Raw genomic sequence first — 22,227 nt, 5'->3', positions numbered from 1 at the left:
CCTATTTTTTAAAAAAATAAGCTTAAAATTTGTGTATCAAAAAAAACATCTACTTTTGCAAAAATTTTGAAGCATGTCTAAAAATTTAGTAATCGTAGAGTCCCCGGCAAAAGCAAAAACCATCCAAAAGTTTTTAGGATCTGATTTTGAAGTAAAATCCAGCTTTGGACACATACGAGATTTACCAAAAAAAGGAATGGGTATAGACCTGTCTTCTTTCTCTCCAGATTATGAAGTCTCAACCGATAAAAAAAAGTTGGTGGCCGAACTAAAGGCCGCAGCGAAAAAAGCAGAAATGGTTTGGTTGGCTTCCGATGAAGACCGCGAAGGAGAAGCTATTGCATGGCATTTGGCTCAAGAGCTGAAATTGAAACCGGAAAATACCAAAAGAATCGTTTTTCATGAGATTACAAAAAATGCAATCCTAAAAGCGGTAGAAAATCCTAGAGATATAGATCAGAATCTTGTTAATGCTCAACAAGCCAGAAGGGTATTGGACAGGATAGTTGGTTTTGAAATGTCACCTGTGCTTTGGAAAAAAGTTAAAACGCGGCTGTCTGCAGGTAGGGTGCAGTCCGTGGCTGTTCGATTGATTGTAGAAAGAGAGCAGGAAATCCGACAATTCAAGCCTACGGCTTCATATAAGGTGGATGGTGTTTTTCAAAATGCTGAGAAAAAGGAACTTTCGGCTAAACTGAAAAAAGACTTCAAAACCGAAAAGGAAGCTGAAGATTTTTTAAACCTATCAAAAAATACAGAATTTAAAGTTCAAAATGTCGAGTTGAAACCCGGAACGAGAACGGCGTCGGCTCCTTTTACGACATCCACGCTTCAGCAAGAGGCTTCTAACCGATTGGGTTATGGCGTGACAACCACAATGAGGGTGGCTCAGAGGTTGTACGAAGAGGGATTCATTACTTATATGAGAACGGACTCGGTCAACCTTTCAAAAGATGCGATAGATGCGGCAAAATCTCATATTGTATCGGAGTTTGGCGAAAAATATTCTAAACCTAGAAATTATACCACCAAATCGGCAGCAGCACAAGAAGCTCACGAAGCGATTAGGCCAACTGATTTTTCAGTAAAGTCTATTGGTGATGTACAGCTGAACAAGTTGTATCAACTGATCTACAAAAGAACTTTGGCATCGCAAATGTCCAATGCCGAAATCGAAAAAACGGTCATTGAAATAGGGAATCCTACATTGCCACAGAGTTTTGAAGCTCAAGGAGAGGTGGTTGTTTTTGACGGTTTTCTAAAGGTATATGGCGTTACAAAAAATGAAGGTGAAGAGGAGGAAAGCAACGATAAACTTTTGCCTAAAGTGACTGTGGGAGAGGTTTTGGAATATAAAAAAATTACAGCCACCGAAAAATTTACAAAGCCATCGGCTCGATATACCGAAGCGGGATTGGTGAAGAAATTGGAGGAATTGGGTATTGGTCGTCCTTCTACCTATGCGCCGACCATACAGACTATTCAAAATAGAGAATATGTGGACAAGCGTGAGTTGGTTCCGCAGGAAAGAGAAATTGTAAAGATGACTCTTGGTAAAAAGGAATTGAAGAAGGAAATAATTGTAGATAAATTTGGGGGGGACAAAAATAAATTTGTCCCAACCGATATTGGTGAAGTGGTGAATGACTTTCTTATTTCCAATTTTAATGAGGTTTTGGATTATGGATTTACCGCAAAAGTTGAACAGGATTTCGACCATATTGCCAGTGGAGCTGAGGAGTGGAAGCAGGTGTTGAAAGGGTTTTATGATAATTTCCACCCCATTATCCAGGATGTAGAAGAGCATGCAGATCGTGCAACCGGTGAGCGAAAACTGGGCATTGATCCCAAAACGGGGAAGAATGTCTATGCGAGAATTGGCCGATATGGTCCCATGATACAAATTGGTGAAATAGATGATGAGGAAAAACCATCTTTTGCATCGTTGCTAACCACTCAAAATATTGCAACCATAACATTCGAGGAAGCTTTGGACTTGTTTAAGATTCCTTTCGATTTGCAAGAATATGATGGGAAAGCAGTGTCTGTGGGTGTTGGTCGTTACGGGCCGTATGTGAAATGGGGCGATGCCTTTATTTCTATTGGTCGTGCAACAGATCCTTTTTCGGTGACACAAGAAATTGCGGAAAACTTCATAAAAGAAAAACAAAAAGCCGATGCTCCGGTGGCAAGTTACAAAGGTGAGCCTGTTACAAAAGGATCCGGAAGGTTTGGTCCGTTTATTAAGTACAAAGATTTGTATGTAAATGTCCCTAAGAAATACGATTTCGAAAATCTTACGGTAGATGAAATGCATGAGCTGATAGCCGCAAAAATTGAAAAAGAAAACAACCGATACATCAAACAATGGGAAAAAGAAAAGATTTCTATTGAAAACGGAAGATGGGGACCTTTTATTAAAGCAGGTAAAAAGATGATCAAAATCCCTAAAAAGGACGATGGTGAAAAATACATTGCTGAAGAATTAAAAGAGGTGAGTCTAGAGGTTGTGAAAAAATGGATTGAAGCCGGAAAATAAAAAGTATTATAAAAAGCCACTTGAGAGTAATTTTCAAGTGGCTTTTTTTTATCTAAATAAGTGGTGCTTTTTTATCTGTTTTAAGGATTGGTTCATTTTTTCAATTGGATTGATATGGATGAAATCAATTAAAAAAAACAAAGTTGTTAAATGGTTTCTATTGGCAACAGGTGTTTTGTTTCGTTTGATATTGATTTTTTGATGTGGTCTATATTCTTATTGTTCGATATTGTTGAATATTTTATATGGAATTAGGGTTTGTGCCGCTATTGATCGATTGTTGTGCGGTTTGTTAAAATTATTATTTTTAATAGGAGATTGTTCCTTTGTAAATTGATGACATTTATCATATTCTAGCAAATGATTAAAAATATCAACATAGTGAGTTTGTTGAATTGGTTTAAAATTTTGTTTAAATTTGATTCTAAACTGTTAATTTGGTTTAATTCACAAAATATTTAGTAATAAATTCTTGATTTATTAAAAATAATTATTTATCATTGTAGTGTTGAAATAATTTATATTTTTGCCGAACACATAATTGATGTTAAAAAATTTATTATTAACAAATAATAAAATTTTTAACCAATGAAGAAAATAGTAGTAATGCTTGCTTTGGCAAGCCTGGAGCTTTCTGCTCAAACCCTCGATTTTAAGAGGTCTCCCAACAGTTACATTTACGACACGGATTTAGCACAGTCTAACAATTACGGTGGTCTTTACATTCCGGTAAAGAAGGCGTATGAAATGTGGGCTAACTATGCTTATCTAAAAACCAATGGTGTGTCTACGCCAATTCCTGCAGGTACTTTATCGGCATCGGTCTTCTGGGAGGACAATCCAGGACTTATTTCGAACGCTGAAATTGTGATGGGTGCAACTCCCGATCAGTCGAAAATTAAAGTGCAAATTAGAAAATCTAAAGGTAAAGGAAATGCTGTAATTGCGTTCAAGGTCGATGGACAAGTGTATTGGAGCTGGCATGTTTGGGTAACCGACAATCCTGACAATGGAATTGTCTACAACCAAGGATTCGAAACCAATGCGGATATGCAACCTTTTGCTGTGCAGTACATGGATAGGAATTTAGGTGCAGGCGCTGCAGGATTTTTAGGCGACGATTGGCAAAAATCCGGTGGGTTGCTTTATCAGTGGGGTCGTAAAGATCCGTTCCCTGGATTGGTGTACAAAGACAATGATTTTTATGAAATTTCTGGAGAAGTAGGAGTGTTAAGGCACAAACAGATTGATGCAACCCATACCATTCCTGTAAAACAAAGAGAGTTCAATGAAATTGAAAAAAATATTCAAGATGCCGTCAGAAATCCGTTGACCTACATCATCAATACCGATGCAACGGGCAATTGGTTCTCTAACAGTCGCTATAAAGTAGCAGGGACGAGTCCTAATTATACCACTTGGGATCTTTGGGCCGACAATGCTAAAGGTGGAAATTCTAATGCCAACAGTTCTAGTACAACTTTGAAAAATGAAAGCCGCTCTTATGAGTTGAAATCCGAATTGGATCCATGTCCTAACGGATGGAGAATTCCTTCGTATTACGGTCGTGAAACTCAAAACAATAACCTTTCATTTTTTGGTAGAAAAGACTGGAACAATAGTGATGCCAATATTTCATTCAGACAACTGTTTCCAGATGCACAAAATGCTCAGCTGAATGGTGTAAAGGTATATCCAGGTTTAGGAATTGATTTTGAACAAGCCGATGGAGGTGGAAGAAATTTGGGTCAAGTACCGGTTTCTGGTGTTTATGTTTATTATCCCAACACCTCGGCTCCTAATGCTGCGGTAGGTATAACTTTCCAAGATCAAGGCGCTGTTACAGGGCTTTGGAGTGCTACTTATGGATATGATGGAGCTCGTTTGTTTTCAATGATTTCGGATAATTTAAGAAACAATACGGCAGTAGGATTGCACGCTTTGTATAACAATCAGACCAACCCAACCAAAGCGGGGAACTCGATCCGTTGTATGAAAGATCCTAATTTGTTGAAAATAGGAAATTTTACCACTGAATATTTTGCAGATGCAAGAGAAAATTATACAAAAGGACTGAATAACCCGAACTCGTATATAGCGACAGACGGTGGTACGGTAACAATTCCTGTGAGTAAGGCGTTTTCTGTGTACAATCAAATGTTGAGCAATAACGAAATGCTGAACTCAGATAATTTGGTTTCTAAAGTTTTGTGGTCCACAAACCCAGGATTAATCCAAAGTATTCAAATTGTTCAGACTTCAGGAGATGCTAGAGATGCAAATATTGTGGTACAGCTTAACCCGAATCAAAAAGGAAATGCGGTGATCTCTTTGCACAACGGAGATACCGGTACCGATGCATATTGGAGCTGGTTGATTTGGGTTCCGAACGGAAATCCAACGACCAATACAGTTTCGTACCTCACAGAAGCCAATTTGACTTCTCAATATAATTTTGTGAATCCAACGAAGAGTACCTTGCCGCCTTTGGTAACCACTTTTATGGATAGAAATCTAGGAGCTCAAGAGGTGATGCCTTCACAGTTTAACCAAGATGCTGCAGATCAAGCTCAAGGATTGCATTTCCAGTGGGGAAGAAAAGATGCCATTCCTGCGTTCAATAAGAGAGGTGCAACAACGCAATTGTTATATCTGGGTTCGGAAAACTCATCTCTAAACGGGATCATCAATTATACCGCCATGACTCCGGATGCGTATGAAAATACCATGGCTGTGCCGTTTGCAAATTATGCTGCAAATAACGGAACGGCTTTCGAGAAAACAAGAGCGAGTATTTTGTATTCGGTGAAGAATCCTCAAAAATTTCTTTACCAAACCGGGACAGGGACCTTGTACAATGGAGGGAATCATTATTCCAACGATCTTGCTCAGGTGAGAGATTGGGTGTCTTCGGATCGTGCTCAGGCTCAGGAAAGATGGGGGCATGCAACGGCTAAATCCGTTTATGACCCTTGTCCACAAGGTTGGAGGGTGCCGGATGTTTCTTTTACCAATTTGTACTCTGGTTCCAAAGGAAATTCTCCTTGGTACAATGGATATAAAAACGATGCAACCGGAAAACCGGGAATCATCCAAGATCAATGGTATGATGTTGCTTCTTCTTATTTGGGAGAAAATGTGAACGGTAGAGGTTGGTCTTTCCAAAACTCAGCGTATAAAATTGGCAACTATGCCAACGATGGTATTCGTGGCGAATTGGGTGGGAAAACCATCAGTTATGATAGAGCCGGAGTTTGGACATCATCTTTGGCAGATATGAGAACGGGCTATGCTTTGGCCATGCAGTTCCAAAATTCGAATAACAAAATGCAAACGGCAACAGGGGTTTATCCTCAGGCTGCCATGGGTGTTCGATGTGCAAAAGATGAAAGTCGCTTGCTGGGTGTGCCGGTTGCGTCTATACCAACTGGGAATAATCCAGGAACTTTAGGGACGAACGATGTCAACGGAGATCATGATGTGTTGGAGGTATATCCAAACCCTTTCCACTCTGAGATTAACATTAAAAATGAGAAAATAAAATCTTTCGAAATGTACGATATGTCCGGTAAATTGGTTTATTCCGGCGAGGTAAAAGAAGGTAAGATTCAGGCGGCTCATCTTCAAAATGGAGTGTATCTTCTGAAGGTGATCAAGTCTAATGGCAATGCAGAGGTGAAAAAAATTATTAAAAATTAGTATTTTTAAGTACTAATCCGTCAAAGGCACAAATTTTTGTGCCTTTTTTTGTATGTTTGTTTTTATGTTAAAACTTTCCCAATATGAATTTTGAAGATTTTGTAATTCCGCCTCAATCCATTAATGTTGAACCTTGGCAATTGGGAAGTTTGATGGTTTCGGAAATTGAAAAAGGGGTCGTCGTGTTGGTTTTTGTTTCCGACAATCGGGGAGCTGGATACCATGCCGAAAGTCAGAATTTTTTTAAATTCAGAAAGAAGTTGTACAAATTGTCAAAAGGCGATCTGAGTTTGAGAATCCATGATTTGGGCGATCTGATTTCCGGAACTACCTTGCAGGATACTCATTATATCTTGCAAGAACTTCTGCTTTACTGTCATCAGGTTGGTGCTATTCCGGTAGTGATTGGTGGCGGTATTGATTTTTCTTATTCCATGTTTTCTGCTCTGAATGCTGAGTGTAAAAATATAAACTACACCCATATTTCAAATTCAATTTCTTTGTTGAATGACGAAGGAGTGATTTCTGAAAAGAATTATTTGTCTCATATTTTGTCAACACCGGATTTTGGCATCGGGCAATTTAATTTTTTGGGACTGCAAAGGCATTATGTGGATCCAGAATCCATAAAGTTGCTAAAGCATGTTGATTTCGAAGTGGTGCCACTCGCCAATATGATGAATACGACAGAAAAATCAGAACCCTATTTTAGGAATGCCGATTTGGTCACTCTCAATTGCGATGCTGTGGAAACGACAATAGGGAATTTTTCGCTTCACCCTCAGATTAATGGACTGAACAAAAGGGAGATTTGTGCTTACATGAAGGAGGTTGGGCTTAGTAGTAATCTGAAAGGAGTTGGAGTATTCAATATTTATTATGATGAAGATGAGGTTCTCAATATTCAACTTTTAACCCAGATGCTTTGGTATCTTTTGGACGGTATTGGCATTCAAAATTCCCATCCAAAAGAACGACAAAAAGAGTCGTATATTGTTGCTTTGGGGGATAAGAAAATTCTTTTCAGAAGAGATGTGTTCTCTGATTTGTGGTATTTTGTGGATGAATATACGGCCAAAGAAATTCCGTGTACCCGAGAAGATTTTAATCTTGCAAAAAAAGGCTATCTCAACCAACGATTTTTAAAATAATCTGTATTTTATGGTGAAAGTTTCTATCATCGTTCCGGTGTACAATGTTGAGGGGTTTCTGGAAAAATGCCTTCGTTCTTTGGTGAGGCAATCTCTGGAAGAAATAGAAATTATTGTTGTGAATGACGGTTCTACCGATGGTTCTCAGAGGATTATCGATAAGTTTGCATCTGATTTCCCGAAAAAAATTAGAGCCTTTCAAAAAGAAAATGGAGGGTTGAGCGATGCCAGAAATTATGGGCTGGATCGTGCAAGTGGAGATTTTATAGGTTTTGTGGATAGCGACGACTGGGTGTCCCAAACCATGTTTGAAGAGATGTATTTTCTTTCGCAAAAACATCGTGCCGAAATGGTAATTTGTAATCTTCAAAAGGTTAATGATGCTGGAGCGGTTCTTCAAAAATTGACACAAATCCCCAATATGCCAGAAAAAATTGACTTGGAAACTCATTTTTCAGTCTTCTCGGATCTCAGTTACTTTGCCTGCAATAAATTGTTCAAAAAATCCTTGTTTGAGGGGGTGAGGTTCAAAAAAGGTATTCATTTTGAAGACATCGAATTGATCCCGCAATTGTTGTTGAACTGTACGACTTTGGCGCAGACACAAAGCTATCATTATCACTATTTGGAGCGTAGTGGCTCTATTTCAAAAACCCATACAGAAAAAGGTTTGGATATTCTTTCTGCTGTTGATGCCGTTGGCTTGGCATTCAGAAACTCTCGGTACAAGCATCATTTGTCGGGAATGAAAAATTTTCAAATTTTGGAAGGCGTTTATACCTTTTTGGCGTATTTGGCTTTTGTAAAAGACCCTTCGACCTACCAAAAAATGTCAAGTGAGCTGAAGGGTTTTGTTAAAGAAAATCAAATTAATCTTAAAGAAATATTAACATTTACGAGGTTTGGAAAGAATTATCTCTTATATTTGTCTTTAGGAAAAAAAATTTACTATTTAATGTATTTTTTCGGGTTGGGTAACATGCTGAGGAAATTATTAAAATAACAAAAACACAGTTCTATCGATGCATATTCTACATCCGATTTTCATCGCAATATTTCTATTTCTTGCGGTAGCGAGTTACTATGAAGTGTTCCGTCTGGAGAAGAAGCAGCCCATTTTTGTGTGGATTGCTGGGGTGTTGATGGTTGTTGCTGTGGGTTTTAGGGTCAATGTAGGTGCAGATTACCCAGTTTACAAACAACTTTTTACCGATTTTTCCATTTATGTCAACTATTCCGATGTTTGGGAAAAGGCCCTTTTCGGAAAAAGCCAACTCGAGATTGAGTGGCTTTTTGTTTTGATTAATAAAGTGGTACTCAATCTGGGTTTTCCTTTTTATATCGTCACTTTTATTATGGCTGTAATCGCCATGAGTTTGAAGTTTTCGGCCATTTATCAAAATGTTGAATTTCCTGCTTTGGCCATGTTGTTTTATTTTATGCCCATTATGTTTTTCGAAGACAGTGGACAGATGAGACAGGGGATTGGGATTGCAATTTGTGTCTATTCCTTCAAGTACATTAAAAGTCGAGAGTTGTTCAAGTACTTGGTGATGATGTATTTTGCATTGGCATTTCATAAGACGAGTATCGTCTTTATTCCGGCGTATTGGTTGGTTCGTATTCCCATGAATTCGACTCGTATTTTCTGGGTGCTTGTTATAGCTCTTCTTTCTTCTCCGTTTGAATTGTACCGTTTTGGAGGGGAGTTGTTTTCTTCCGTGGCTCCTCAGGATATTTCCGGGGCTTATACCGGTTATTTGGACGATAGATACTACGGTACGGAAGTGGAAACCGGTTTGAATGACTTGGTGAAATTAGTTTGGATTGTTATCCTAATTCGATTTGATAAAAAAGGCTGCGATGAGGTTTGGTATTATGAATACATGAGAAATCTTGCGGTATTTGGCATGGCTTTATTTTATTTTTTTAGAGCCAACGAAATTTTTGCAGTACGATTGCCGGGTGCTTATATGTTCTTTGTGGCCATGTTTTGTTTGCCCAATATCGTTTACGCCGTTCAAGATCGATTTAGGCAGATTTTATATTTAGGGTTTATGACTTATTTTTCGATGATGTTTTTCTATTTCGGAAACGGAAACGGTTTCAGAGGTAGCTTTACATCCGATCGATATCAAAATGCTTTGTGGTAGAAAACTATGATAACAATAGGAAATTTTTTTAACGAATTGGGTTTGCCCTTTTTTTATGTAAAACTCGCACTGAGCTTTGCACTGTCCTTTGCTATCGTATATTATTCCATACCTACAGTTATTAAGATTTCAAAGCGAAAAAACCTGATGGATGAGCCCGGTGGACGAAGCTCACACTTGAGGAAAATTCCAAATTTAGGTGGGATTTCTATATTTTATTCCATTGGGATATGTGCATCTATTTTTGCATTTGAACTTTTCGTAATGTATAAATTCTTATTTGCCTCGTTGATTATTTTGCTTTATATCGGAGTGATGGACGATATTGTCGTGATGCGGGCATACAAAAAATTAATGGCTCAAATAGTGGTTTCTACCCTGATTGTTGTAGGCTCAGATGTTCGAATCAGAAATTTATTCGGAATTTTTGGACTGTATGAAATAGAATATTGGGTGTCGGTTTTTGTAAGCATCTTTACCTTTATTATTCTCATCAATGCGTTTAATCTTATCGATGGGATCGATGGTTTGGCAGGGTCCTATTCCTTTATCTGTAGCGCATTTTTCGGTATTTCCTATTATCGTTTGGGTGAGTTTAATTATCCTTTGGTCATGCTTTCTGTAGTTATCATGGGAAGTGTTTTGGCATTCTTGTATTTTAATTTGTCCAATTATAGACACAATAAAATATTCATGGGCGATACCGGTTCTATGATTTTGGGTTTTTTATTGGCATTTACAGCCATTTGTTTTATCGATTTGTTTATAAGCAAACAAACGGTAGATTATACCTATTATCACTTACAAACCGCACCGGCAGTAGCGGTGGCCATTCTAATTTTACCCATAATTGATACATTGAATGTGATTATCATTCGATTAAAAAATAAAAAATCACCTTTCGAAGCCGATAAAAATCACATTCATCATAAATTGCTCAATCTTGGACTTACCCACAGACGCTCCTCATTTTACATTATCCTGTATTATTTGATGATAGTTGCGGTTGCCTATGTGTTGAGACATTGGAATGTGAATATTTTATTGATAATCATTGTTTTTTTAGGTTTTGTTGGTGCCTATTTGCCGGATTTGGCGAATAAAATGAAAAAAAATAGAATTAAATAGTATTTTTGTTAAATATATCGTATGATGAAAAATATAAACTACTTACTGATCGTCGTATTTTCTACCCTTTGCATGTCTTGTGTAACCATGAAGGAGGTAAGATACAACCAACCAAGTGAGAGCTTGGTAGTGAACGAAGAGGGTCTCGTGCCGTACAACATACAGCCGTACCGAGTGACTAAAAACGATATCTTGAAACTGAATATCGTCACCACTCCAAAAGGTGATGCTGCACAGTTTTATTCGTCATTGAATGCGCCTGCCAACGGAACTGCAGGTGGTGCAGTGGGAGGAGCTGCTTCTAACCAGATGAGTTCGAGCCAAGGAAGTAGCGGCAGCACTGCTGGGAATACTCATTTCTATTTTAACGGTTTGAAAGTGGATTCCAATGGAGAGATCAACATCATGGGAATTGGATTTGTAAAAGCCGAAGGCCGAACTTTGGCAGAGATTACAAAAGAAATCCAGGAAAAAGTAAACGAGAATTTTATGGAAGGCAAATCTCAAGTGAGATTGGATACCGATGGAATTACCTATTACATTGTTGGTGATGTGGAAACCGTTGGGATTACCGGTGAAAAAGTTGCTCATAAAAACACACTGAATATTTTCGAAGCGTTATCCATCAACGGTGGGCTGAATCGTACGGTAGATAGAAAAATTGTTGAAATACATAGAAAATATCCTGAAGGTATTAAAATCGTAAAACTGGACTTAACCCGACAAGATGTCATGAACTCACCCTATTATTGGATACAAAATGGTGATGAAATCTATCTGAATACTCGAGGCAAAAATCTTAACGGCTTTGGAAAAGATCCCGTACAGACACTTACCACAGGAGTCTCTCTACTTACCACTGTAATGTCCATTTATCTAATCTTAACACGACTATAATCATGATACCTGAAAAAGTAAATAAAACGACCAATAAAGATCATGTTGGGGCATTTTCTTTATTCGATATCGAACATTTTTTAAGACGAGTAGTCGGTGGTTGGTATTGGTTTGTCCTGATGGGCTTGTTGGGATACGGAATAGCATATTTGTATAGTAAATATTATGCGCAACGCGTTTATGCATCCAACCTAACACTCAGCATCTCCAACAATACAGCAAGTTATTTTACGCCTAACCAGTCCATCAATTTTATTTGGGGACAAGGTGGCAATCAAGATGGAGTGCTCCTGAAAAAATTGTTGATGTCCAGAACGCACAATGAATATTTGGTGAAGGAGCTGGACCTATACACCAATTATTCAACCAAAGGTCTGTTAAAAGAAACCTATTTGGATAAATTTGACTCGCCTGTTTTGTTGGAAGTGGATAAAAACCATGCGCAATTGGTGAGTTATCCAATTACATTAATGCCTAAAGGTAAAGATCGCTTTGAAGTGGTACTTCCAGAAGAGGGAGATTATGTATCCTTGTACAATTATAGTACAGAAGCTCTTCAATCAACAGTGAAGTACAAAAAACCGGAAAACAAAATCATTACCGTAGGCGAATGGTATGAGTCTCCAATTCTGAAATTCAAATTAACGAAAAACCCAAATCCGGCACCTATTGTATTTGAAAATATTATTGTATCTCTCTCAACGGTAAACGATGCGGTGAATGGAATTATAAACACCTTAAGTGTTGATTTTGATCAAGAAATAAACTCTATGATGGTGATCTCCAAAAAAGGCTATAACCTAAATGGAACTGTAAATTTTCTTAATTTTTCTGTTGATGAATTAATCAAAAAAAGATTGAAAGATCAAAATGTAGTGGATAAAAATACCGAAGCTTATCTTGCTGAAAACTTGAACGGCATGAGGAAAAAATTAGACTCGAGTGCTGAAAAGTTGAATACTTTGAAAATCACAGAGAAGCTATACGACATCAAAGATAGAGACGAAAAATCCATACAACAAATTAACGAGTTAGATGCCAAGAAGGCAGACTTGCTTACCAAAATCAACTCATTGGACAACATCCGATCTACGGTTGCATCTAGTAATTTAGACAAATTAATTAGCATGAATGCCGCTGGGATAGATGATGGGATCTTTACCGCTACCATGTCTGAGCTGAAAGCGTTGTATGAGAAAAAAAGGGAAATGGCGAGTATCTACACGCCAAATTCAGAACCGATCAAAGAAATTAACAGGCAAATCGCTCAAGCCAGAGGCGGATCATCTAATGCACTTGGAAAATACTATCAAATGTATGCTCAGGAACTTGGAAGATTAAATTCAAAAATTGCCGAGGTTGAACAAGGTATGGAATCTTTTCCGGAGAAACAAAGAAAATATTTGGATGTAGAAAGAGGGCATAACATGATCGAAACGGCATACAATTCTTTGCTTTCTAAACAAAACGAAACCCAACTTCGAGTTGCCGGTAACAAATCGGACATTAATGTAATCGATAAAGCAAAGAATCTTAATCAAAGTCCTATCGCACCTAATGTTACAGGTACAAAATACACCATTATTGGTTCATTATTGGCCATTCCGTTGCTATTTTTCTTGGGTGTAGAATTTTTGGATAATAAAATCAGAAATATAAAAGAACTGTTGAAAGCTACCAAAATCCCATTAATAGGTGTTATTGGAAGCAACAATCACGATAACAATTTGACGGTTTTAGAACAAACAAAATCTTCAGTATCTGAGGCGTTTCGTGGGGTTAGAGCCAATCTGAGGTTTTTGCACAACGAAGATCAAAAGTCTAAAGTCATTCTTGTAACCTCTTCCATCAGTGGAGAAGGTAAAACATACATCTCCATAAATATTGCTTCAGTTTTAGCGTTGAGTGGGAAGAAAACCATACTCTTGGGGATGGACCTTAGAAAACCAAAGATTTTTGGAGATTTTAAAGTGGATAACAAATACGGTGTTTCAAATTATTTGTCCGGTGAAGTATCAAAAGAACAAATCATCAATCCAACACAAATTCCATCGTTATCCGTTGTTACCTCCGGTCCAATTCCTCCTAATCCATCAGAATTGTTGATGAGTGAAAGGAACTTGAAATTTATCGAGGATCTTAAAAACGATTACGATTACATCATTATCGACTCGCCTCCTGTAGGATTGGTAGCCGATTCGTATGAGTTGATGAAAATTTCCGACGCCAATGTCTATGTGGTACGACATGAATACACAGAGAAATACATGCTTAAGATGATCTCTGAAAAATATCACGACAAAGAAATTTCTCATCTTGGACTGATCTACAACGACTATCACATCAAACACGGTTACGGCTACGGCTACGGTTATGGCTACGGTTACGGTTACGGCTACGGTTATTTCGACGAAGACGCCGATTATAAAGAACCTATGTTTTTGAAAATTAGAAATAAATTTAGAGAGATATTCAATAAAAATTAATACATTTAGTCCCTTGTAAAAGGGACTTTTTTTAAATTAAAATAAATTCGCGGAAATAAATATAAAATTCGACCGTTGTTAATGAGAATAATTTGTTAATTCTAAACATTTAATATCATATTATGAATTTCATTAATGCAAAAAAGTTTTATATTTGCAGAAATTAAGATTTAATATAACCATAAACCAATTTCTTCTATGAATAAAAAATTATTATATGGCCTAATGGCTGCTTTTGTATCTGTAGCCGGTTTCAAAGCACAACGACACGAGATCGGTTTGCGTGCAGGGATGAGTAATTTGGTTGGAGATATTGGACAAACCAGTTTTTTGTTGCAAAAACCAATGGGTGTAAGCAAGATGTCAGATTACGGATTCCCAGGCGTGATTGGTGGTTTGTACAGAATGAATTTCAACCCCCATCAGACACTTCGTTTTGATGTGAGTTACGCTCATGTTCAGTTTAATGATAATTTTGCAAAAGAAGAATATAGAAGAAATAGAAAGATGTGGGGCACCAACAATATTTTGTCGGCCAGTGCCATTTTCGAATACAATTTCCTACCGGTGAACAACGAACAAAAAAGCATGCTGAGTCCTTACATTTTCGGAGGTATTGGCGGTATGGTTTTCGATGTTACCCAAGCTACACTCAACCACGATTTTAGAAGGGATACCGATGGAGCAGCCTTGGCTCCACAAAATGAAATTGATTTCGTTTCTACAGCAAGCTATTCAACCGGAAAAAGGGTAACCATGCACATCCCTTTTGGTATAGGTTTAAAATATAAATTTAATAACAATTGGGCGTTGTTCGGAGAAATGATGTTCAGTCCTACCATCTCAGATCAATTGGATTATAGTAAACTGATATCCAAAGATATCAAATCCAGCTATAATGGAGATATTGTAGATCCTACAACCGGAAGATCCTTGTTGTTATCGTCTCCATATTTCAATGTTTCAAAAGAAAGAGAAGAGTATTTCATTAACGAAAGAACGGTAGGCGATATACGATCCAAAGATTGGGTCAACAGTGTGACTTTGGGTCTGTCATACTCTTTCGGAAGACCTCCTTGTTATTGTGATTAATATAAATATGTCATCATTTAAAGATAAATTAGATTTAAAAAAATTACCACAGCATGTAGCCATCATCATGGATGGCAACGGCAGGTGGGCAAAAACCAAAGGCGAAGAACGAACCTTTGGACATAAGAATGCAATAGATGCCGTTAGAAGCGCCATCAATGCATGCAACGAAATCAATATTCCTTACCTCACCCTTTATACCTTTTCCTCTGAAAATTGGAATCGGCCAAAGGATGAGGTTAGTAGTTTGATGAATTTGCTTTCAGAAACTTTACTTTTAGAAGCCGAAGATATTTTTAATAAAGGCCTTAGGCTTCATGTTATTGGAGATATTGACAAATTGCCCAATTTGGTCAAAGATCAATTATTCAATTTAATGGAAATTACGAAAGACAATACCAGAGGGAATTTGGTATTAGCCCTCAGTTACGGTTCAAAAGATGAAATCTTGAATGCGGTAAAACAAATTTCTAACAAAGTGAAACGAGGTGAACTTCAACCGGAAGACATTAACGAATCCATTTTCGAACAACATCTGTATACCAAAAATATCCCACCAGTAGATTTGCTCATTCGTACAAGTGGCGAAGTGCGTGTAAGCAACTTTTTGCTTTGGCAAATAGCCTATGCAGAAATGCAATTCTTGGATATTCTTTGGCCCGATTTCAATAGAGAAGTTTTTTTCCAATGCATCCATAACTTTCAAAATACCGAAAGACGATACGGAAAAACCACAGAGCAATTGTCCTAATTTTCAATTATTTTTTAAAACAGTCAGAATACATTATAATGAAGTTCAAATTCATACCTGTCCTTATGTTTGCGGCATCTGCACATTTTTATGCCCAAGTTACTCCACCCAGTGGCAATAAGGACGATCAGCCGGTCTATACTCAGGCTCAATCGGGTAAATACTTTTTAAAAGACATCGTTGTCGATGGTGTTAAAAAATATACCCCAACACAAATCCTTAGATTTACAGGTCTTAATAAAGGAGAAAGTGTGGAAATACCCGGCTCAAAAGTTTCCAATGCCATCAAAAAACTTTGGGACACACAATCTTTTTCAGAAGTCGAAGTTTATGTTCAGAGTATTGATGGAGAAAATATCATCCTGAAATTTCACCTTCAAGATCTTAAAGAATTGGGCGAAGTAAAATTTGAAGGAAAAGGCATCGGGAAATCTAAAAATGAAAAGCTCATCAAAGACAGTAAGCTGAAACCGGGTGTCAAAATTACCCAAGACTTGGTGTCGAATTTGAAAATTAATGTTCCTAAAGATTATGTAAAAAAAGGATATGCCGATGCCAAAATCAGCATCTCCGAAAAGCCCAATGCACAAAATCCAGAAATGGTCGATTGGACCATTAATTTGGATAAAGGGAAAAGAATAAAAATCGATCGCATTACTTTCGAAGGAAACAAAGAAGTTTCTAGCAAAAAGCTGAAAAGTAAAGCCTTTAAAGAAACCAAAGAAAAAAGATTTGGTATCGGAGGAATTTTGAAATCGTCCAAATTTATTCGTGAAAAATACGAAGAAGATAAAGACAATCTCATCAACTACTACAACTCTCTTGGTTTTAGAGATGCTACCATAGTTTCGGATTCGGTATATAGAAACAAAAAGAACAATTTTGATATCGATGTTAAACTGAACGAAGGGAAAAAATACTACATCGGAGACATCAGTTTTGTAGGGAACACAGCCTATTCTACCGAGGCTCTAGAGAAAATTTTAGGTTATAAGAAAGGAGACATCTACGATGCTGTAGGTTTCAATAAAAAAGTAGGTGAAGATGGCGGAAAAGAAGACGATTCCGACATCAAATCCGTGTACATGAACAACGGTTACCTGTTTTCTTCCGTAACTCCGGTTGAAAAATCGGTTTCTGGAGACTCCATTAATCTGGAAGTGCGTATTAATGAAGGCGAAAAAGCCAGCTGGAACCATGTAACCTGGAGCGGAAACACCACCACTCACGACCATGTGGTACTTCGTTCTTTGAGAACAAAACCAGGAGCACTTTTCAGAAAAGGAGACATCAAGAGAACCTATTTTGATCTGGCTTCCATGCAGTTTTTTGATCCTCAACAAATTAAATACGATATTAACCCAAATCCACAAGACAACACGGTAGATGTTAACTGGGGATTGGTAGAAAAAGGGTCGTCACAAGTACAGTTGCAAGCCGGTTATGGAGGAAACTCTTTTATCGGAACCTTGGGACTTACATTTAATAACTTTTCTTTGAGAAATTTCTTGAAGTTCAAAGATTTCAAACCGGTACCGCAAGGAGATGGTCAGACACTTTCCATACAAGCGCAAGCGGGGGTTTATTTCCAAAATTACGGTTTATCATTTACAGAGCCGTGGTTGTTTGGTACCAAACCAACTGCACTTACGGTGAGTGTTAATCAATCTTTAGTAAACTACAAAGACTATAACGGAAGTGCTCAGAAACTTAATATTTTCTCTGCCAGTGCAGGTCTCAACAGACTATTGAAATGGCCAGATGATTATTTCTCTTTGTACACAGGTCTGCAATTCCAATCGTATAATTTTAATAATTATCCGTTCAACTTTGGAAATACCGTAGAGTACAACGGTACGGCCAATAATTTCAGTTTGAACCTTGGTTTAAGCAGGAATTCTGCGGGATACGATCCAATTTTCCCTACCGAAGGTTCCAATATTGAAGCTTCATTAAAAATTACGCCTCCGTATTCTTTGTTTTCTAAGAAAGATTACTCGACCATGTCGCCAATTGATAAGTACAAATGGTTGGAATTTTATAAAATTAAATTCAAAGCCGACACTTACAATCAACTTATCGGAAAGTTGGTGCTAAGAACAACGGGCGAAATGGGCTTCCTTAGCGGACTGAACAGCGAATTGGGAGCGCCACCATTTGAGCGATTCTATGTTGGTGGGACTGGACTTTTCGGTGGCCGTTACGACGGTAGAGAATTGATCCCATTGAGAGGGTACGAAAACGCATCAACCACCGGAGGTACCATGGAGGACATTACACAATCTGGAGGTGGTACCATCTACAATCGTTTCTCTTTGGAGCTTAGATATCCGATCTCTCTGAACCAAACGGCAAAAATCTACGCACTTTCTTTTGTTGAAGGAGGAAATGTTTGGAACTCTTGGTCCGGGTATAACCCATTCCAATTAAAAAGATCGGCTGGGGTAGGGATCAGAGTGTACATGGGAGCATTCGGACTTATTGGATTTGATTTTGCTTACGGTTTCGACAAGACGCTTTACAGCAACGAACCTGCCGGTTGGAAAACCCACTTCCTAATGAACCAATCGTTATAACATTTGATTATGAAAACTTTAAAATCTTTCATCGTTTTGGCATCACTTACCGTTTTTTCTACGGTGAGCGCCCAAAAAATTGGAGTGGTCGATACCGAATATATCCTGAATAAAATTCCGGAATATAAGGAAGCTGAAGGAAGATTGAATGCTCAAATTACCACTTGGCAAACCAATTTGCAAAACTTAGAAGCCGAATATAAAAAGAAAAAATCCGCTTTTGAGAACGAAAAAGTCTTGCTGATCGGTGACCAATTGAAGCAGAGAGAAAAAGAAGTGTTGGATCTGGAAAACAACATCCGAACCACAACCAGTCTTCGATTTAGTTCAAACGGCGAGGTCAATCAGTTAAGACAAAATTTGGTGATCCCATTTCAAGACAAAATTTGGAATGCCATCAAAACCATTTCAGAAAAAAACGGCTTGGGCATAGTTCTTGATAAAAGCAATAATGTCAATGTCATTTTCCTTCAAAAAAGATTTGACTATACCGACAAAGTGTTGGACTTCTTGTTAAAAGGCGATGCCGCATCCAAGAAAAAGAAAGAAAAAGAAAAAAAATCAACAGAAAGAGAAAGATAACAACTTTCACATTATATTTGTAACCAATTAATTTTTTATTCATATTATGAAAAGACTTAGTGTATTATTTGCAGCGGTAATGATGTTCGTAGCTGTAGGAACTGCAAGTGCTCAACAAAAATTAGCTCACATGGATTATCAAGAAGTACTTGCACTAATGCCAGAAGCTAAAAAAGTATCAACAGATTTGGATACTTTCAGTAAAACCAAAGAAGCAGAAATCAAAAAGTTGGCAGATGCATGGCAAGCTGATGTGAAAAAATACCAAGATGAAGCTCCTAAAATGACAGAAGCACAGAGAAGTGCTAAAGAAGCAGAATTGGGTAAAACACAGCAAAATCTTCAGCAAATGGCAACAACAGCTCAAGCAGACTTGTTGAAAAAAAGAGAAACTCTTCTAAAGCCTGTTGTTGATAAACTGAACGCTGCAATTGCCAAAGTGGCTAAAGCCAACCTTTGGGATTATATTTTGGATACTCAATCCTTAATTTACCACGCAGGTGTAGATGCTACACCGGATGTGAAAAAAGAATTGGGAATTAAATAATCCATTCCTTTTAAAACTTATTCTAAAACCACCTTTTTATTGGGTGGTTTTTTTATTTTTGTACCCATGTTAAAAGAAGTTTCAACACGAGCTAAAATTCGTTTCGCCGATTGCGATCCTATTGGACATCTCAACAATGTGAAATATTTGGAGTACATGCTCAATGCCCGAGAAGACCATGTTGAGGAGCAATTTGGTTTTACTTACGAAGAATATACCCGCAAAACAGGTTATACCTGGATCGCCATTCAAAACGAGATTGCCTATCTTCGTGAGGTTCGGTACAACAATACCGTGATCATTTCTAGTAAATTGATCGAACTAAATGACAGAACTTCTAAGGTTGAAATCACCATGACCTCTCTGGACGGGCAAACAACCCACGCCGTTTTGTGGATTTCTACCATATATTTCAACATGAAAACCAGAAAATCCGAAAATATGCCTCAAGAGTCTAAAGATCTCTTCCAAAAATATCTTTTTGAGTTGGACCAACAAAATTTTTCGGACCGAGTGCATCAACTCAGATTAAATAATAAAAAACAAGATTAAACAGACATGAAAATACTCGTAACAGGATCTAATGGACAATTGGGAAATTGCTTACAGAAAATTGCAGACCAATTTCCAGATTCAGAATTCTTCTTTAGAAACGCAACAGAATTGGACATTACCAATGAAGACGATCTGGAGGAGGCTTTCTCGGAGATCAGACCTCAATATTGCATCAACGCAGCAGCGTATACCGCGGTGGATAAAGCCGAAGAGGAGCAAGAAAAAGCTTTTGCCATCAATGCTTATGCCGTAGAAGGTTTGGCAAAAGTTTGCAAGTCGCACCATACAACGCTCATTCATATTTCTACCGACTATGTTTTCGACGGCGATACCAATTTGGACTATTCAGAAGACGATTTTACCAATCCCCTCGGTGTTTATGGACAATCCAAGCTCTTGGGCGAAGAATTGGCTTTGGCAGAAAATCCTAAAACCATCATCATCAGAACTTCTTGGTTGTATTCAGAATTCAATAAAAATTTTGTTAAAACCATGCTGACTTTGTTCGATCAAAAAAAAGAACTGAATATTGTAAACGATCAATTCGGACAGCCCACCAATGCCAACGATTTGGCAGAAGCCATCCTGCAAATCATCCAATCGGACAAAAAAGAATACGGAACTTTCCATTATTCCAATTACCCGGAAACCACTTGGTATCATTTTGCACAAAAAATTGCAGAAATTTCTCAATCAAAGATCACACTGAATCCAATCCCAACTAAAGACTATCCAACACCGGCCAAAAGACCGACTCGAAGTACTTTTTGTTTGGATAAAATTGAGAAGTCGTATAAAGTCGAAATCAAACATTGGGAAAACTCTTTGGAAGATTGTTTGGCCTCCATCAACAATACCAATTTACTTTAAAGGCTGTCGTATGAAGAAATTATTCTCAACCTTTTTGCTCTTTTTCTTTGCCAACTTGTTTTTTTCACAAGAAGTTTACCTTAGAAAAATTGTGGACATCAACAAAGACTCCAAAGACAAAGTGCTCTTGGCTATGCCTCAGGCTCAATCCACATCCAAACTCCTGGGAGAGATAGAAGTGATAGGGTTTTCCGAGAACGACCAAAACACCTTCAAATTAATATACAATAAGGCAAAAGAAATTGGAGCCAATACCTATGTGCTAAAAAAATTCGAAAATATAGACGGCAGCCTTCGGGATCTAGACCCTTCACATTATAAATTGAATCTATATTACACACCAATCCAAGATGTAAAAACCAATCCAAATTTGATCCATATCATTTCATCTTCTAAGAAAGATCAAAAAATTCGTATTAACGATCGCACCCAATCACTTCCCTCAAGAACTTATTTGGTGAAAAATCTCTCGCCAGGAGAGGCACTTTCCCTCTCCACCAGGAAATTATTGGGATCTTCAGTCAAATATATTAATGACGAAACCAAGTCGCCGGCCTATTTCCAAATTTCCGGTTTTAGTCTGCACGAAGATGCCTACGGAAATGCAGGTTTGGTTCTGAAATCTGGAGACATTAACAAATTAGACCAATCCTACGGACAGTTTCTAACCACAATTTATCAAGAAATAAAAAATTAATAAAAAAATCCTCACAAACTCCATGTTGAGGATTTCTCATTTCCATACCTTTATCTCTCTACAATTTTTAGCAATAAGATTTCGTCATTCTTCAGTACTCGTCCCGCTGTCCGCTGTATCTTTTGTGCCTGGGCTTTCCCCAAGGCTTACAAAAGGATGCCGCTCCCATCGGGGCTAGGATAGAGGGACAGAGACCTCCAATCGGCCTGTGTGTTTACTTTTTGGTTTTTGGTATATTTGAGGTTTTTCACTTTTTTTCAATCAAAGTATAAATCAATAATATCTCTTTGATGCCCTCCCAAATATATTCCAGAAGAAAGATATTAATAAAACACTCCCCATCAATCAAACACCAAACACCATCAACCTTTTCCCCTCCTTCAAGGATTCCCCATCCTTGAAGGCGTTTATTCAGTACCACCAATTTTTCTCCTTCGTTTAAAGCAACATCTCACTCATCTAATATTCTAGATTAACAAATTAACGAATATTCAACTTCACCCT

General features: G+C 37.7%; 16 protein-coding genes. All 16 read left to right on the top strand.

All coding sequences use genetic code 11. The features are described 5' to 3' along the window. Positions 1 to 73: 73 nt before the first annotated feature. Positions 74 to 2,539 carry a type I DNA topoisomerase gene (topA, locus tag EIY84_RS10245; RefSeq protein ID WP_124642863.1) on the top strand — a complete coding sequence of 822 codons (2,466 nt, stop codon included), beginning with the start codon at positions 74 to 76 and terminating at the stop codon, positions 2,537 to 2,539. 588 nt (positions 2,540 to 3,127) lie between these two features. Beyond that, a complete protein-coding gene (locus EIY84_RS10240; RefSeq protein WP_124642861.1) occupies positions 3,128 to 6,238 on the top strand; it encodes a T9SS type A sorting domain-containing protein in 3,111 nt (1,036 codons plus the stop codon). Between the two features lie 83 nt (positions 6,239 to 6,321). Then, on the top strand, positions 6,322 to 7,389 hold the full coding sequence (locus EIY84_RS10235; protein ID WP_124642859.1) for an arginase family protein: 1,068 nt from the start codon (positions 6,322 to 6,324) through the stop codon (positions 7,387 to 7,389). A 10-nt stretch (positions 7,390 to 7,399) separates the two neighbouring features. After that, positions 7,400 to 8,392, top strand: coding sequence for a glycosyltransferase family 2 protein (locus tag EIY84_RS10230; RefSeq protein ID WP_124642857.1), 993 nt, complete (start codon positions 7,400 to 7,402; stop codon positions 8,390 to 8,392). Positions 8,393 to 8,411: 19 nt separating this feature from the next. Continuing rightward, positions 8,412 to 9,542 (top strand): EpsG family protein, encoded by a 1,131-nt coding sequence (locus EIY84_RS10225; protein ID WP_124642855.1) that lies wholly within the window; start codon positions 8,412 to 8,414, stop codon positions 9,540 to 9,542. A 6-nt stretch (positions 9,543 to 9,548) separates the two neighbouring features. Beyond that, entirely contained in the window at positions 9,549 to 10,670 is a 1,122-nt protein-coding gene (locus tag EIY84_RS10220; protein ID WP_124642853.1) for a glycosyltransferase family 4 protein, read from the top strand. A 24-nt stretch (positions 10,671 to 10,694) separates the two neighbouring features. Then, positions 10,695 to 11,567, top strand: a complete 873-nt coding sequence (locus EIY84_RS10215; protein ID WP_164472038.1) for a polysaccharide biosynthesis/export family protein — start codon at positions 10,695 to 10,697, stop codon at positions 11,565 to 11,567. A gap of 2 nt (positions 11,568 to 11,569) precedes the next feature. Next, positions 11,570 to 14,053, top strand: a complete 2,484-nt coding sequence (locus tag EIY84_RS10210; RefSeq protein ID WP_124642849.1) for an exopolysaccharide transport family protein — start codon at positions 11,570 to 11,572, stop codon at positions 14,051 to 14,053. A gap of 225 nt (positions 14,054 to 14,278) precedes the next feature. Further along, positions 14,279 to 15,145 (top strand): DUF6089 family protein, encoded by an 867-nt coding sequence (locus tag EIY84_RS10205; protein WP_241154780.1) that lies wholly within the window; start codon positions 14,279 to 14,281, stop codon positions 15,143 to 15,145. Between the two features lie 7 nt (positions 15,146 to 15,152). Next, a complete protein-coding gene (gene uppS, locus EIY84_RS10200) occupies positions 15,153 to 15,896 on the top strand; it encodes a polyprenyl diphosphate synthase (RefSeq protein WP_124642845.1) in 744 nt (247 codons plus the stop codon). Between the two features lie 38 nt (positions 15,897 to 15,934). Further along, complete coding sequence (locus EIY84_RS10195; protein ID WP_124642843.1) at positions 15,935 to 18,472, top strand: BamA/OMP85 family outer membrane protein; 2,538 nt, start codon at positions 15,935 to 15,937, stop codon at positions 18,470 to 18,472. A gap of 9 nt (positions 18,473 to 18,481) precedes the next feature. Then, complete coding sequence (locus tag EIY84_RS10190; RefSeq protein ID WP_124642840.1) at positions 18,482 to 19,054, top strand: OmpH family outer membrane protein; 573 nt, start codon at positions 18,482 to 18,484, stop codon at positions 19,052 to 19,054. A gap of 46 nt (positions 19,055 to 19,100) precedes the next feature. Further along, a complete protein-coding gene (locus EIY84_RS10185) occupies positions 19,101 to 19,601 on the top strand; it encodes an OmpH family outer membrane protein (protein ID WP_124642838.1) in 501 nt (166 codons plus the stop codon). Between the two features lie 66 nt (positions 19,602 to 19,667). Beyond that, a complete protein-coding gene (locus EIY84_RS10180; RefSeq protein WP_124642836.1) occupies positions 19,668 to 20,153 on the top strand; it encodes an acyl-CoA thioesterase in 486 nt (161 codons plus the stop codon). 6 nt (positions 20,154 to 20,159) lie between these two features. After that, a complete protein-coding gene (gene rfbD / locus EIY84_RS10175) occupies positions 20,160 to 21,026 on the top strand; it encodes a dTDP-4-dehydrorhamnose reductase (protein WP_124642834.1) in 867 nt (288 codons plus the stop codon). Positions 21,027 to 21,036: 10 nt separating this feature from the next. After that, entirely contained in the window at positions 21,037 to 21,723 is a 687-nt protein-coding gene (locus EIY84_RS10170) for a hypothetical protein (RefSeq protein ID WP_124642832.1), read from the top strand. The last annotated feature ends 504 nt before the right edge of the window (positions 21,724 to 22,227 follow it).

The sequence above is a fragment of the Amniculibacterium aquaticum genome, assembly GCF_003852705.1.
In the GTDB taxonomy this organism is placed as follows: Bacteria; Bacteroidota; Bacteroidia; order Flavobacteriales; family Weeksellaceae; genus Amniculibacterium; species Amniculibacterium aquaticum.
Note: the sequence above shows the minus strand (reverse complement) of the source record. Positions and strands in the feature narration are given on the sequence as shown.

Bases quoted from the DNA above. Each gene is read 5' to 3' on its own strand.
- topA (WP_124642863.1), top strand. From the start codon at position 74: ATGTCTAAAAATTTAGTAATCGTAGAGTCCCCGGCAAAAGCAAAAACC.
- EIY84_RS10240 (WP_124642861.1), top strand. From the start codon at position 3,128: ATGAAGAAAATAGTAGTAATGCTTGCTTTGGCAAGCCTGGAGCTTTCT.
- EIY84_RS10235 (WP_124642859.1), top strand. From the start codon at position 6,322: ATGAATTTTGAAGATTTTGTAATTCCGCCTCAATCCATTAATGTTGAA.
- EIY84_RS10230 (WP_124642857.1), top strand. From the start codon at position 7,400: ATGGTGAAAGTTTCTATCATCGTTCCGGTGTACAATGTTGAGGGGTTT.
- EIY84_RS10225 (WP_124642855.1), top strand. From the start codon at position 8,412: ATGCATATTCTACATCCGATTTTCATCGCAATATTTCTATTTCTTGCG.
- EIY84_RS10220 (WP_124642853.1), top strand. From the start codon at position 9,549: ATGATAACAATAGGAAATTTTTTTAACGAATTGGGTTTGCCCTTTTTT.
- EIY84_RS10215 (WP_164472038.1), top strand. From the start codon at position 10,695: ATGAAAAATATAAACTACTTACTGATCGTCGTATTTTCTACCCTTTGC.
- EIY84_RS10210 (WP_124642849.1), top strand. From the start codon at position 11,570: ATGATACCTGAAAAAGTAAATAAAACGACCAATAAAGATCATGTTGGG.
- EIY84_RS10205 (WP_241154780.1), top strand. From the start codon at position 14,279: ATGGCTGCTTTTGTATCTGTAGCCGGTTTCAAAGCACAACGACACGAG.
- uppS (WP_124642845.1), top strand. From the start codon at position 15,153: ATGTCATCATTTAAAGATAAATTAGATTTAAAAAAATTACCACAGCAT.
- EIY84_RS10195 (WP_124642843.1), top strand. From the start codon at position 15,935: ATGAAGTTCAAATTCATACCTGTCCTTATGTTTGCGGCATCTGCACAT.
- EIY84_RS10190 (WP_124642840.1), top strand. From the start codon at position 18,482: ATGAAAACTTTAAAATCTTTCATCGTTTTGGCATCACTTACCGTTTTT.
- EIY84_RS10185 (WP_124642838.1), top strand. From the start codon at position 19,101: ATGAAAAGACTTAGTGTATTATTTGCAGCGGTAATGATGTTCGTAGCT.
- EIY84_RS10180 (WP_124642836.1), top strand. From the start codon at position 19,668: ATGTTAAAAGAAGTTTCAACACGAGCTAAAATTCGTTTCGCCGATTGC.
- rfbD (WP_124642834.1), top strand. From the start codon at position 20,160: ATGAAAATACTCGTAACAGGATCTAATGGACAATTGGGAAATTGCTTA.
- EIY84_RS10170 (WP_124642832.1), top strand. From the start codon at position 21,037: ATGAAGAAATTATTCTCAACCTTTTTGCTCTTTTTCTTTGCCAACTTG.